At 63.6% G+C, this 14,052-nt stretch carries 9 protein-coding genes; 4 read left to right on the top strand and 5 right to left on the bottom strand.

Annotated features, from left to right (window positions below; genetic code table 11):
- Positions 1-49 precede the first annotated feature (49 nt).
- The 4 genes from OLX02_RS19070 (at position 50) to OLX02_RS19055 (ending at position 5,639) form a co-directional block, all read left to right on the top strand.
- The gene (locus tag OLX02_RS19070; protein WP_264425423.1) at positions 50-2,413 is read left to right on the top strand and encodes a TonB-dependent receptor; all 2,364 of its coding nucleotides are present in this window, start codon (positions 50-52) and stop codon (positions 2,411-2,413) included.
- Between the two features lie 133 nt (positions 2,414-2,546).
- On the top strand, positions 2,547-4,493 hold the full coding sequence (locus OLX02_RS19065) for a hypothetical protein (protein ID WP_264425421.1): 1,947 nt from the start codon (positions 2,547-2,549) through the stop codon (positions 4,491-4,493).
- A gap of 15 nt (positions 4,494-4,508) precedes the next feature.
- Positions 4,509-4,874: a hypothetical protein gene (locus tag OLX02_RS19060; protein ID WP_264425420.1), complete on the top strand. Its 366-nt coding sequence runs from the start codon at positions 4,509-4,511 to the stop codon at positions 4,872-4,874.
- A gap of 6 nt (positions 4,875-4,880) precedes the next feature.
- Positions 4,881-5,639 (top strand): SDR family NAD(P)-dependent oxidoreductase, encoded by a 759-nt coding sequence (locus OLX02_RS19055; RefSeq protein WP_264425418.1) that lies wholly within the window; start codon positions 4,881-4,883, stop codon positions 5,637-5,639.
- Between the two features lie 185 nt (positions 5,640-5,824).
- Here the strand turns inward: OLX02_RS19055 and OLX02_RS19050 are convergent, their stop codons facing one another.
- The 5 genes from OLX02_RS19050 to OLX02_RS19030 all read right to left on the bottom strand — a co-directional run bounded on the left by OLX02_RS19050 (position 5,825) and on the right by OLX02_RS19030 (position 13,981).
- The gene (locus OLX02_RS19050; protein ID WP_264425417.1) at positions 5,825-7,423 is read right to left on the bottom strand and encodes a fatty acyl-CoA synthetase; all 1,599 of its coding nucleotides are present in this window, start codon (positions 7,421-7,423) and stop codon (positions 5,825-5,827) included.
- A gap of 71 nt (positions 7,424-7,494) precedes the next feature.
- Positions 7,495-7,947 carry a YaiI/YqxD family protein gene (locus tag OLX02_RS19045; protein WP_264425414.1) on the bottom strand — a complete coding sequence of 151 codons (453 nt, stop codon included), beginning with the start codon at positions 7,945-7,947 and terminating at the stop codon, positions 7,495-7,497.
- A 712-nt stretch (positions 7,948-8,659) separates the two neighbouring features.
- Positions 8,660-10,072 (bottom strand): DUF1254 domain-containing protein, encoded by a 1,413-nt coding sequence (locus OLX02_RS19040; RefSeq protein ID WP_264425413.1) that lies wholly within the window; start codon positions 10,070-10,072, stop codon positions 8,660-8,662.
- Positions 10,072-11,514: a DUF1254 domain-containing protein gene (locus OLX02_RS19035; RefSeq protein WP_264425411.1), complete on the bottom strand. Its 1,443-nt coding sequence runs from the start codon at positions 11,512-11,514 to the stop codon at positions 10,072-10,074. The genes OLX02_RS19040 and OLX02_RS19035 overlap by 1 nt, the downstream gene beginning before the upstream one ends.
- A 61-nt stretch (positions 11,515-11,575) precedes the next feature.
- Positions 11,576-13,981, bottom strand: a complete 2,406-nt coding sequence (locus OLX02_RS19030; RefSeq protein WP_264425409.1) for a TonB-dependent receptor — start codon at positions 13,979-13,981, stop codon at positions 11,576-11,578.
- Between the last annotated feature and the right edge of the window lie 71 nt (positions 13,982-14,052).

The raw sequence follows: 14,052 nt of genomic DNA, 5'->3' as shown, positions 1-14,052 counted from the left end.
TCTGGAATCCAAGTCGGACTGGGCAACAAGAAAATGGGAGGGTGCTGAAATGGCGCACAAAAACTGGTTCTTGGCCGCGACTGTGTCGTTCGTGGCAATGGGGATTGCCTCTGCTGCGCATGCGCAGGAAGCCGTGCCGCAGGCTTCGGCGCAACCGGCGGATTCCGGCTATGCCGAAATCATCGTGACCGCGAACAAGCGTGCGCAGTCGATCAATGACGTGGGCCTGTCGATCACGGCTGCCTCGGGCGATTCGCTGGTGGCGCGCGGGATCAGTTCGCCGACCGACCTTGGCAAGATCGTGCCTGGTCTGACCGTGCAGCCTTCGCCGTTCAACACGCCGGTCTATACCCTGCGTGGCATCGGTTTCTATGAAACCACGCTCTCGGCTTCGCCCACGGTGGCGGTCTACACCGACGAAGTGGCGTTGCCGTTCTCGGCCACCACGCGCGGCGCGGCCTTCGATATCGAGCGCGTCGAAGTGCTGAAGGGTCCGCAGGGCACGCTGTTCGGCCAGAATACCACTGGCGGCGCGATCAACTACGTCGTCGCCAAGCCGACCGACCACTTCGCCGCCGGCGTCGACGCCAGCTTCGGCCGCTTCAACACCGGCGACATTCAGGGCTTTGTCAGCGGCCCGATTTCAGAGAATATCAAGGCGCGCCTTGCCGTGCGCACGGTGCAGTCCGGCCCTTGGCAGTACAGCTACACCCGCCATGACGAGCTGGGTAAGCAGAACCTGTGGCAGGGCCGCTTCCTGGTGGATATCCAGGCGAGCGAAAAGCTGAAGCTGCAGATCAATCTCAACGGTTGGCGCGATCGCGGCGACACCCAGGCGGCGCAGCTGCAATCGGACGATTGCGCCGGTTCGACCGCGGGCACCTGCGGCAGCCCCGACGCCACCAACTTCAAGAACTATCCGCGCGCGCCGCAGAACGCCCGCGCAGCCGACTGGAGCTATGGCATCTTCGGCCGCCCGCTGCGCCGCAACGACGACTTCTGGCAGGCCAGCGTGCGCGCCGATTATGAAATCGACGATCACCTGACGCTGACCAGCATCTCGGCCTATTCGCACTACAAGACGGATTCCGTTCAGGATTTCGACGGTTCGAAGTATGCCACGGCCGACACCAACACCACCGGCCATATCAAGAACTTCAACCAGGAACTCCGCATCAGCGGAAAGTACGACAAGCTGAACTTCATCATCGGTGCCAATTACAACCGCGCGGACACGTATGACCGTCTGTTCTACAACTTCAGCGAAGGGCCTTCGTCCAACCCGCTGTGGTTCATTCCGGGCGCACCACGCGGCGTTCTGACCTACAACGATTCCGCGCAGGACACCCGGAACCTCGGCGTGTTCTTCAACGCGGAATACGAGATCATGCCGCGCCTGACCCTGATCGGCGGCGCACGCTACACCGACAGCAAGCGCAACTTCGTGGGCTGCACCCACGATTTCGGCGGCGACACGGCGGTGTGGTGGAACACGATCTTCGGCACCAGCGTGAAGGAAGGCGAGTGCATCACCTTCGATCCGAACTTCGTGCCCTATGGTCCGAACGCGCTGCACCAGAAGCTGAACGAGCACAACGTTTCGTGGAACGCCGGTCTCAACTACAAGACCGACGGCGGCACGCTGCTCTATGTTCGCGTCAGCAAGGGCTACAAGGAAGGCAGCTTCCCGACGGCTTCGGTCGCCAGCTACCGTGGCTATGCGCCTGTGAAGCAGGAATCGGTGCTGGCCTATGAAGCCGGCTTCAAGGCGCCGATTGCCAACCATGCGCTCGAACTGACCGCTGCGGGGTTCTACTACGATTACAAGGACAAGCAGCTTCGCGGCCGCCTGCCCGATCCGGTGTTCGGCACGCTCGATGGCCTTGTGCAGGTTCCCAAGAGCCACCTGTGGGGTGTCGAAGCCTCGCTGCTGGCCCGCCCCGTGGAAGGCCTGACGCTGAGCCTTGGCGGTACCTACATCAAGACGAAGGTGACCGATTTCAGCGGATACGACGCTCTGGGCCAGTTGCAGGACTTTGCCGGCCAGCACTTCCCCTATGCGCCTGAGTTCACGCTTACCGGCGACCTTGAATACAAGGTTCCGGTGACCGACACGGCCAAGGCCTATTTCGGTACCTCGGTGACCCATAACAGCAGCTCGACGACGGCGCTGGCCAACACCAATACATCGCTGGGCGTGACGGCGGACAATCGCTTTGAAATGCGCGATTACACGCTGGTCGACCTGCGCGCGGGTGTGGAGTTCAACGAGGGGAAGGTCCGCGTGGGCGCCTATGTCCGCAACGTGGGCAACACTTACTATTGGACCAACACGCAGGATACCCTGGCCTCCATCGTCCGCTACGCGGGGATGCCGAGGACCTACGGCGTACAGGTCAGCTACCGCTACTGACGAGGTCGCGACGCCCCCGGATGACCTTGGTCCTCCGGGGGTTTGTCGTTCGACGGGATCGTAGTACCAAATATACCTGAGCGAATCACGGCTGCCGGAAAGGTGGCGACCCTTGCTCTTCGGGAGATGGACGATGGCCACGCAGGCAGTCGACGAAGCAACCCTTGGCCTTGGCCAGACGTCATCCAGCCGGGAATCCGCCGCAGAGGCGCGGTTGATCGTCGACAAGATTCCGCTCATTCCGGCTCGAACGCAGCCGCATGGGCCCCTTACGACCTATCGTCTGCGGCGGTTCCAGCTGGCTTTGGCGGCTGTGTTCCTTGCCGGCCTTGCCCCGGTCTTGCTGGGCATGAGCGCGCAGTGGAAAGCGTTCGGTCTTGGCCTGGTCATGCCGGGCGGCGGGTTCCTTTATGCCGGCGGGATCGTCGGCGTGATCGGCGCGCTCGTCTCGATGGTCTGCTTTGCCGTCATCTTGTTCATCTGGTGGGCGCGCGGGGTTATCGTCGGGCCTCCGGGCGTGCTGGTGGGCACTGCGCTGCTCTCGGCCGCGTGGATCGAGGGCCGCGAAGGTGTGGCCGTGATGGAATATGCGGTTCCGGCTGGCATGGCAGCGTTCTACGGCTGGCTGGCGCTGGGCCGCCGCAAGCGTTTTGCCGAGCAGAAAGCGCGCGGCGCGCAGCTGAATGCGGTTCTGGCCAAGGCCGAGCCGGTGCTGCGCGAGGCGTCGATCGAAGCCTCGCCCGAGATGCCCGACGGGCAGATCATCGAATACCGCCGGATGCTCGACCTTGCCTTGCAGGACGTGGACGACTGGACCGGGTTCGCGATGAACGACACCTGGCAGGATGGCGCGCTGCGTTACCAGATCTGCACGATGAGCTGGAATCTCGCATTCGGCCAGTACACGCAATTGCCCGCGTTCCACGGCTATCTGAACACGGCGCAGGAAAACCTGATCCGCAAGCATATCGACCGCAAGACCTGGAACTACTGGTTCTGGGAAAGCCTGTGGGGCAACTTCAGCATCTCGAAGAACCCGGTCGAGATCGACAACATCATGCTGTCGGGCTTCCTTGGCGTGTCGCTGGGGCTGTTCGAGACCGCCAGCGGTACGTCGCCCTTTTCCGCGCCGGGCGCGCTGACCTTCCGCTGGGACGAGAAGACCGCGTTTCCCTACAGCCACGAGACGATGCTGAAGGAAGTGCAGAAGAACTTCGGTCGTTATGACCTCGGCTGGTTCCCGTGCGAGCCGCGCTGGATTTATTCGATGTGCAACCTGGTGGGCCGCACATCGCTGGCGCTGCACGACGCGCGGCACGGAACGGATCTGCTGCGGCCGGTGGACCAGCGTTTCGAGCAGACCATGCGCGATGAAATGATGATGGCCGATGGTCGCATCAAGGTGTGCACCTCCTCTCCGTTCGGCTTCACCGTGCCCAGCCTTTCGGGCCTGTTCGGCGAAACCTGGGGCATCCGCTTCCTGACCCCGCACGCTCCCGACCAGGCGGAGCGCCTGTGGCAGGTGCTGAAGCAGGACTTCATCAAGCCCAGGGCCGACGGCACGCTGGACTTCAAGTTGCTCCCGCTGGGCTGGGACACGCGCAAGCCGGCGAACTTCTCGTTCGACCAGTGGCCCGAGATGAACCCGTTGACGATGGTGCTGTGGGCCGCTCTGGAAATGGGCGACGAGGAAATCATCGCCGCCACGCGCGCTTCGCTGATCGAACGCCATGGGCCGGACATGCCCGATATGCTGACCTGGACCCGCCGCAACACGATGCGCGACATGGTCAACAAGGGACTGCCGGAGGCCTGGAAAAACGGGCCGTTGCTGACGGGGGCGGTTTATCCCGATGTCATCGTCACCCGGGCGGTCAGCGACGGTCAGTCGCTCGATCTCGTGCTTCGTGCGGGAGGCGAACCGGTACGGACGCAGTTGGGCTTCGGGCGGCTGGTGCCGGGGCGCACCTATCGCGTGCGCGAGACCGGGCAATCGCTGACTGCCGACGCCGCAGGCAATGCCAGCCTGCAATTCGACCTCGACAAGCGCAGCACGCTCACCCTGACACCGGTCGCCTGAGCCATGCTGTGCTGCATGATCGCGGCCTTGATCATGGCGCACATCACGGCGATCGTGCGAGGCTGGCTTGTCTTTCTGGGGCTGGCGCGTCCTCGCCCGGATGAAGATCCGGACACGATCTATCGCCGCCTGAGCGCCTTCTTGCGCCGGCCGAAGGTCAGGCGGTTCGTAACGCTGGCCGTCGCGCTGGAATTGGCAGTCGGGGGCACGTGGGTCGGGGTTGCACATGGCGAGCATCTCTACCAGCTGGGCGATAGGGCGATGGGCGCTCTGCAGGGCAAGACGATCCGGTATGTCGGGCTTTGCACGCGCAATGGGGGCTTGGGCACTGTGCGTATCGCCATTGATCGTAACGGTGCGGTTACGAGCCGGGAAATCTGACAGGTGATGCAATTGGAATTCGCCGGCAAGGTGGCCGTTGTTACCGGGGCTTCGCGTGGCATCGGACTGGGAGTTGCGCGCCTTTTTGCCGCACGAGGCGCGTCGATCATTGCTGTTGCGCGCGATAGGATTGCTCTGGAATCGGCGGTGCAATCCCTTCCCCAAGAGCAAGGCCAGTCGCATCGCGTGGTGGTGGGGGACGCCAATGGCACGGACACGGCAGAACACGCCGTGGCCACCGCTGTGGATGTCTGCGGCCGACTTGATATCCTGGCCAATATCGCGGGCTGGTATCCGACAGCTTTGGTCGAACAGACGAGCGATGCCGATTTTGAACAGACCATGGCCGCAAATATCGGCGCGACTTTCCGTATGTGCCGGGCCGCTGCTGGCGAGCTTGGACGTAGTGGCGGGGCCATCGTCAACATGTCGTCCACCGCAGCACGCTTTCCCACACCCGGCCTTGCGGCGTACAGCGCCAGCAAGGCGGCGGTGGAAGCCTTTACGCGCAGCCTGGCCGCTGAGCTTGCCCCGGCAGTGCGCGTCAATGCGGTGGCGGCGGGGCCTACGTTGACCGAGTCGGTGCGCGACCTGATCGCGAGCGATACGACGGGCGCCGTGCGGGCTGTCACGCAAAGCTTGCCACTGGGGCGTTTGGCGCAAGTCGATGAAATCGCCGAAGCTGTACTGTTTCTGGCGTCGCCCCGTGCGGCCGTGTTCACCGGCCAGGTCCTCTATGCCAATTGCGGCGGCCACATGGCCTGACCGCGGGCTTACTTCCCCCTTTCCGCCAGAGACCTTAATCGACAGGGCAAGCGGAGCTTCCTGGGGGACGAGGTTCGTCACCGGCGCCGAACGCGTTGCCGCATGGGAGCCCCAAGGATCGCCTCGGCAACATCATTCTACCGGACCTACGTCCCGTTGAGCGTCCGCAGGTGGCGTGATGTGCTTTACGCGTTGTGACGCTGTTCCTCTGAAATCCTGTCACGCAATTCGCGTTTGAGGATCTTGCCGCTGGCGTTGCGGGGCAGGGTGTCGGCAAAGATCACCCGCTTGGGGATCTTGAAGCTCGACAGCAGCGAACCGCAATGGGCGAGAATGTCCGCGTCGGTCAGGAAGTGGCCGTCGCGCACGACGACAACGGCTGCCACCGCCTCGATCCAGCGCGGGTCGGGGAGGCCGATCACCGCGACCTCGCTGACCGCAGGATGGCGGTAGAGTGCCTCTTCCACTTCGCGTGAAGCGACGTTCTCGCCGCCGGACTTGATCATGTCCTTCTTGCGATCGATCACGGTGATGTAGCCTTCTGCATCGAGCGTACCCAAGTCGCCGCTGTGGAACCAGCCGCCGGCAAAGGCATCGGCGGTGCGTTCGGGATCGTTCCAGTACCCACTGAGCAATTGCGGCGAGCGGTGGACGATCTCGCCGATTTCGCCCGGCGCCACAGGGACCATGGCATCGTCGACGATCCGGGTTTCGACATGCAGCGTCGGCCGGCCTGCGGAGCCCAGCCGGTGGGCATGTTCCTCGGGGAACAGGATGGTGGCGACGGGTGCGATCTCGGTCTGGCCGTAGAGATTCCACAGGCGCAATGCGGGCAAGCGCTCGCGGAGTTCGCGCAGCACTTCGACCGGCATGATCGATGCGCCGTAGTATCCCTTCACCAGTTGCGACAGATCGCTCTGGTCGATCTGCGGTGCCCGCAGCAGCGAAATCCACACGGTCGGCGGCGCGAAGAAGGACGTGACCCGGTGCGTGGAGAGCAGGCGGAGAATATTGTCGGCGGCGGGCGATCCGGTGATGATATTGGTCGCGCCGACGTGCAGCGCAGGGCCGATCATCGCGTCAAGCTGGGCGCAGTGGAATAGCGGCATGGCGTGCAGTGCCACCGTGCCGGACGTCCATTCGCAATCGATGACGCAGCCCTGATACTGCCACAACACCGCATTGTGCGACAGCATCGCGCCCTTGGGCCGGGATTCGGTGCCGCTGGTATAGACAATCTGGAGCAGCTCTTCGCCGCCGCGCTGTTCAGGTTCGGGCACGGCATCGACGGCGAGGGTCTGCCATGATGGCACGCCTGTGGGCGGCGGCGCGTTTTCGCCATCCATTCCGAACAGGTGTTCGACCCCGGAAACGCGTGCGGCGCGTGCGGTGTCTATGGTCTGGGCATCAGCGAACAGTACGCGCGCGCCCGAATGATCGAGGATGTAACCGACATCTTCGGCATTGAGCATGAAGTTGACAGGCACCAGCACCGCATCAGCACGGGCAATGGCAAAACGTAGCGCGATGAAGGCATGACTGTTGCGCGCCAGGATCGCGACGCGGTCGCCCGGCGCCACGCCCAGCCCGCGCAGCCCTGCGGCGAGGGCATCGACCAGCCGGGTGAATTCAGCATAGCTCCATGTCACATCGCCGCAGATGATCGCGGTGCGGCTACCATGCCGTTCGGCAGCGCGGCGCAGCATGGCGGATAGCGATTGCGCCCTGGCACGCGCGATCACCGTGTCGAGAGAAACCGGGCTCAGCAGGTGATCTTGGTCCATGGCGATGATCGGCTTTCATGCGGCGAATGGAAGGGCACGACGGGAATGCTGCACGGTATGCTGCAGCGGCGTCAAACCGACCTGCGCAATTTGACCAGTGCTTCGTCGAGGCTCGATCGATAGCGCGAACGGTCGGCAGCGCTGAACGGGGCCGGGCCGCCGATCCGTTCGCCGCCGGCGCGAAGGTCCGCCATAATCGCCCGCACGGCCACCGCATTGCCGATTGTCGCATCGGTGAACAGCCGGCCGTTGGGGGCAATGACGACAGCGCCCAGCTTCAGGCAACGATCCGCCAGCAGGATATCGGCGGTGATGACGACGGTGTGCCGCCGCGCATGTTCGACGATCCAGTCGTCGGCGGCGTCGAACGCATCGCCCACCACCTTGCGCGTAATCGAGGGGCTGGGTGGCACGCGGATCGGGCTGTTGCTGACGACCACCACTGGCACGGTATAGCGTGCTGCCACCGTGTAGGTTTCATCCTTTACCGGGCACGCATCGGCATCGATCAAAATCTGGAGCATGACCCACCTTAGCGGTGGTGGCTGTGCTTGGCGACTCTGGCACCCTTATGCCGGCGCAACCCTCGCCGCGATGTCTGGCGTCTGCCGGTACTGACAATCTCCGCTGCCGCAATCGGTCGCCCGAGGACGTCCTTGGCCTCGGACGTTCGGCCAAGGAGCGAATTCAGAATATTCCGAAAGGCCGTTGAACCGCTGCTAATGCTTGGGAGAGGTCCAATGGTGCCGGGGACGGAGTCGAATAGAATGTTTAAGATATTGTTTTTAAATTGAAATTATTTCCATTTCCTAGCTTAAATCCATCAAAAGTACCAGCGAACAAGAATTTAAACTCGGTTCGATTCCATTTTGCGATAAATCGTTCTGTGCAAGCGGTGGGGCGAGCGCATTTGAAGTCGTGAAGGGCCGACATTGGGACTTACCCGCAGCTGGCAGGTTCGTCCGCATATCCCCCCACCAATAAGATCGGCCTCTGAGAGCAAGCGTCTGGTCCCTAGCGTGTCGCGCTGCCAGCCCGTTGACGCAGGACAGATGAGAGCAGCGCTGATCCATTGGTAAGAACGAGGGTATCCAGCACTGTTGCAAGTACCCTTTTCCCAAAATATACCTCTGAATAGTAATAATAAATTTATACGACAACTTCGCCACCCGACTGGACTGACTGGGTGCGGAGCCGCACGCACTAAGATGCGTGCAGGTCAGGGAACATCCGGTCCTAGCCGTCTATCCGCTCGATTGCAGGCGGCAGCCAGGTCCGGTCCAGCACGTCCGGTCTGGGCCGGTAGAGCCGCATCATCAGATAAAAGGGCGCTTTGGGGGCAACGGGCAGCCAGTTCACCGCGGCCCCTGCGGCGGGCGGCGCCGAGGACAGTTCGATGGTTACCCCGCCATCGCGATCCATCGCCAGTCCATGGGTCCGGTCCCCTACCGAATAACGGCCCGCCGAGTTGGGAATCATGAACCCCGTATCGTCGTAGGCGGTGATCGACCAGAACGCATCCACCGGGGGGAGCTGGCCGGGCAGGAAATGGATGCGATAGCGGTGCGTGCCATCCAGCTTGCGCCCGTTGGCGTCTACTCTGGCGATGGGATAGACCGCCTCCTCGGACACGGCGACATAGATCTGGTCCTTGGCCACGGCAGCGCGCAGCAGATAATCCGTCCCGAACCGTGGACCGCGATAATTCGTCGTCCAGCCATTGCGCTCGAGGCCGAGCCGCAGCGACGCCTGGCGAACTTCCTCCTTGGCCCGATCATGGCCACGCACGATGGCGGCCACTTCAGATGCAGTGAGCCGAGCCGGATTGAACCCGCCGCGCGTCGAGATGCCGAGGCGTCCAAGCTGGTGGACGATGGCCCGCTCCTGTGGGCGGACCACCCAGTCCTGAAGCACCGATCCCAGCTGATAATAGAATTGCAGGGCAGGCGGCGTACCTTCCGGTCCCCGCGCGATGTCTCGGGCGGGGACGTCCGGCGCCGGAACCTTAAGGCCCTTGCGCCAGTCTTCCCACCGATAGATCGCGAGCTTGTCCTGAAGGGCGTGGACCTGCGGGTATTCCTCTGGGGATCTGACCAGAATGCGCCCCGCGACATTCATGTAGCGGGTGGGACTGGGAACATCGACCATCCCGGCAGGAACGGGGCCCTTGTAGCCCGGCCCGTGCAGGAACAGCGGCGGAAGCTGGCCGCCATGGGTCCGCTGGCCCAGCGACTGTTCGGCCGAGGAATCGGCAAAGTTGATCGAGAACGTGTAATAGCGGCTGCCGAAATCCGGTGTCGTTACCACCAGCGGGCCGCCTGCAAGGTCCACCCATGCCAGCGAATAGATGGTGTCGTTGTTCGGCCCCACGCCAACCCGCATTTCCGGTCCGGCCAGCGTTCGCCGGTGCTTGAACTGGTTGATGGGCGTGGCTGCGGCGCCTCCGGGTGGCGGCGATTGCGTGAAGCGTTCGCGGATCAGGGCCGCCTCGACGAGCGGCATGCCCCAGATATAGGCGCACAGCGCCAGTTGCTCGACCGCGGTGACGTCCATCCGCGATACGTGGGCCGGTTCATGCGCCAGCACGGGGGCAGGCGCCGCGATGGCGGTGCTGAGGGCAAGCGCGAGAAGTAGCATGTCCGTGCGCATTATTTCGCTCCCGCTGCAGGTGTTGCCATCCGTTCGATCGCAGAGGGGTGCCAAGTGCCATTGCGAATGGCCTCTTCCGGCCCCTGTGCGCGGATGGCCACGTAGAACGGACCCGCAGGGACGGGGAGCGTGTTGGCCTCACCACGTCCTTTCGGGGTGGCATGGGTGAAGACGATCGACACCGAGCCGTCCTTTTCACGCTTCAGCCCGGGTGTCCGATCGTTGATGAGATAGCGCCCGAGGGCATTGGGATAGAGTTCCCGGGTCGTCGCATCATAGACCGTGACCGACCAGAAATAGCGCGCGGGCGGCGGCGGGGCGAGCTTCAGCCGATACTCCGACCGAGATCCGTCGAGGCGCTCGCCCGCGGCATCGACGAACGATGTGAACGGGTGGTTTTCATCGACCACGTTGGCGCCGGTGCCAAGCGTGTTCACCGCCGCGCGATAGAGATAGTTGAAGCCATAGCGGCCGATGTCGAGCGGATCGGACCAGGCGCCCACCCTTCGGCCGTTCTGCGCCATCGACGCCTTGATCACGCCCTGCGCTTCGGAAAAGCCTTGCTCGATCCCGGCGCGCGTCGGTCCATCGGCCATGACCTCGTCGAACGGTCGCGCGCCGACGATGCCGATAGGCTGGAAACCGTGCACCAGCGCATCCTCGCGCAGCGGGTGCCCGCAGGTGCGCTGGAGAAAATCGAGGATGCGCATGAACCCGGCAGCGCTTTCATCACGGCCATCTGGCCATTGCGTGGGGCGCGCGGTCGCAGCGAGCGGTGTGAGCCGGAAGCGATCCTGCAACGCGACGGCAGCGCCGACATCCGCGTTAGAATGGACCAGCACCCGCAGCAGGATCCAGGTAAGCGGCGTGGTCACCCGGAAAAGCGTCGCGCCCTCGGGCACATCGCCTTTCCAGTCGGTAGTTGCGATCAGGAACCGACCGCCCTTCGTGCCGTGAAGGCGCGCACTGATGTTGGTCGCGTTGCCATAGATGTCGAGGAAGTTGGCGGTGAAATAGCGGCCGGCGGTATCGGGCACCTCGAACAGCACCGGCCCGTCCCGCAGGTCGAGGTAGGCGTTGGAATAAAGCGTATCTGCGTTGGGCGACTTGAACGGCTTGTAGCCGGGTCCGGCGAGCGAGCGCCCGTGCGCAAAGGCGTTGAAGCCGACGAATTGCGGATCGGCGCGATCGACGGCCTGCTGATAGAGCTGGCGAAATTCCAGCACCGCAACGGTGCCGTACAGCGTGGCCTGGAATGCGAGCGACCGCGCCAGTGCCTGCCGCGCCTCCGGCACGGCAGGCACTGTGTCCGGCAGACTTGCGGACTGGTACTGGTCGGCTTGGGTGGGATCATACGATGGCGCCACCGCCTGCGCATCGAGAGCAAGGACAGGCGAGGCAGACAGGGCCAGAAGCGTGGCGAGCGATGCGCGTATCACCATGTTGATCTCCACCGGTTGTCGAGGGGACGAGCCGCTCCTGCGCGGCCCGGCCGCCTAAGGTTCAGAAGCGATACGATGCCTGCAGCATCACTTCGCGCGGGCGGGCGGTCGACACGGACACTTCGCCCACCGCCCCCAGAGGCTTGTCGGTGGACGCAACGCCGATCCAGCGGTTGGTCAGGTTGCGCCCGATCAGCGCGAGCGTCCAGACATCGTCGATGTCGCCGAAGCGCAGGCTGGCATCGATCCTCGTGAAGGCCTTCTGCCAGCTGCTCGGGTTCTGCGTTTCCTGCATCCAGTAGCCCGTGCTGTGCGTGACATCGCCGGTCAGGCCGACCTTGAGCTGATCGCCAACCGGCAGCTCGATCGTCGTCCCGGCCGCAAGGTTCCAGCGCGGCGCCCGCGCCAGCGCCGTGCCGCTCAGATCCTGGATGCCGCCGATGCAGCCTTGCGCGGCGGTCTGACCCGACCAGCACGGCGACAGCTTGAACGTGCCATAACGGGCATCGTTGTGGGCGGCGCTGGCGCGCAGCGTCACTGCGTCGGACAGCACGAAGTTGGCATCGACCTCGAACCCCCGAGTGCGGGCGGAAGCTGCATTGCGGATCGAATAGAGGAACGTAGCCGCATTGAACGAGGTCTGCTGCAGATCACTGAACCGATAGTCGTAAAGCGCGGCGTTGAGCCGCAGCCGGTTGCCCATGAGTTCAGCCTTCGCGCCCAGTTCGAAGCCCTTGGCGGTTTCGGAGCCGAACGCCGGCGTCGTGCTGTCCCACGTGCCGGGGACACCACCCTGCGGTGTGGAGAAGCCACCGGACTTGTACCCGGTCTTGTAGGCGACATAGAGCGTCGTCCGGCGGATCGGATGCCAGCTCAGGGTCGCTTCGGGGGACCAGTTCTCGTCCGTGAAGTCCGAGGACAGGACAAGCCCCTGCGCGCGGCGGTTGAGCGGGTTGACCGCATTGGCGGTAGGATGGACATAATCGTTGACCATGTCCGTGGACTTGGTCTCGCGGGTCCAGCGCACACCACCGGCCAGTTCGAGGTTTTCGAGGATGTTCCAGGTCGCCTGCCCGAACAGCGAATAGGTTCGGCCGCGGTTCTCGATCTGGCTGGAGCTGATGTAGCGGCGCCCGTTCGCAGGATCGGCCGGGCGGTTCAGCTGGAGGTTGACGACCTCGTTGTGACGCTTTGAGTCCTCGAACAGACCGCCAACGACGATGTTCACCGGACCATCATACTTGGTGGCGACGCGCAATTCCTGCGAGAACGAGTGGTACTTTTCGAGGAAGCTGGTCCAAAGTCCGCCAATTGAACTGTAGCTGAACTCGTCGAATGCGGTGAAGCGGTAGTTGTAATAGCCGGTGACGGCGGTGACCGTCACGTGATCGCCCAGATCCAGCTCGTTGTTCCACGAGGCAAGAACGAAGCGGTTCTTCGCATAAGGCTGACCGCCACCTGATCGCGCGAAATCGGTGGCCAGCGAAGCCGGCATCGCGGCGACCGAACGCACACCGTCCAGCTTGCAGTCGCCGGTCGGGTCCACAATCCCGAGTGTCTTGGGCTTGTCCGTGCAACCGATGGTTTCGGCCAGTGCCAGCGCGTTTTCCGTCTTCGTCGCGCCGAACAGTCGCAGCGTGGATCGGAAGTCCGACCCGGCATCGTATTGCAGCGTGATCCGGCCAAGGTACTCCTCGCCGCCCGGCTGGCGACGATCGGGGGCAGGTAGCGGATCATTGGGGAACAGGGGGCTGGTCCCGGCCTTGGCGGCGTTGCGCACATAACCGTCGAACCCGCTGCCCCTAACAGCAACGCGATAGCCGAACGCGTCGTTGATCGGCCCGGAAATGGCCGCCTCAACATAGCGTTCGTCGGTCTGGAACTCGTACCCTGTACGAAGGTAGCCTTCGAGCGACTTCGTGGGACCGGCGCTGCGGATCGAGATCACGCCGCCCGGGCTGTTCTTGCCGAAGAAGAGCGCCTGCGGGCCTTTCAGCACTTCAAGCTGCTGGACATCGAAGAAGCTCTGCCCGACCGCGCGGCCTCGGCTGAGCTGGATACCGTCAAGGTTCAGCGTGACGGTCTGCTCGATGCCGGTGTCCCCCTGCGAGGAGCCGACGCCGCGAATGATGAAGGACGCGCCCGAGCCCGCCCCGCTGGAGCGCGCGATGATGACCTGCGGCACGACCTGGCCGACTTGGGTCAGATCAGCGACGGCGTAACGCTGGACATCCTTGGCCGACAGCGCCGAGATCGCCACCGGCACATCGACCATGCTTTCGTTGCGCTTGCGCGCGGTGACGATGATTTCGCCCTCTGCGCCATCGTGCTGCGCGTTGGCCTGCGCCATGGCTTCAGCATCGGCGGCCTGCGCGTAGGCCGTGGTCGACAGCAGCGGCAGGACGGCCGCCGAAGCGCACAGCCCGGCCTGAAAGGCCTTCCCACGAAAACTCTGGAACTTTGTCATCTTCCACTCCCTGCGCGCGGCCAATGCCCATTGCCGCGTCCCACCCGGGGTGTGCCTTTCGATCATATTTA

The organism is Novosphingobium sp. KCTC 2891 (assembly GCF_025938155.1).
Taxonomy (GTDB): domain Bacteria; phylum Pseudomonadota; class Alphaproteobacteria; order Sphingomonadales; family Sphingomonadaceae; genus Novosphingobium.
The sequence above is the reverse complement of the archived record's forward strand: the minus strand, read 5'-3'. Positions and strand labels throughout refer to the sequence as shown.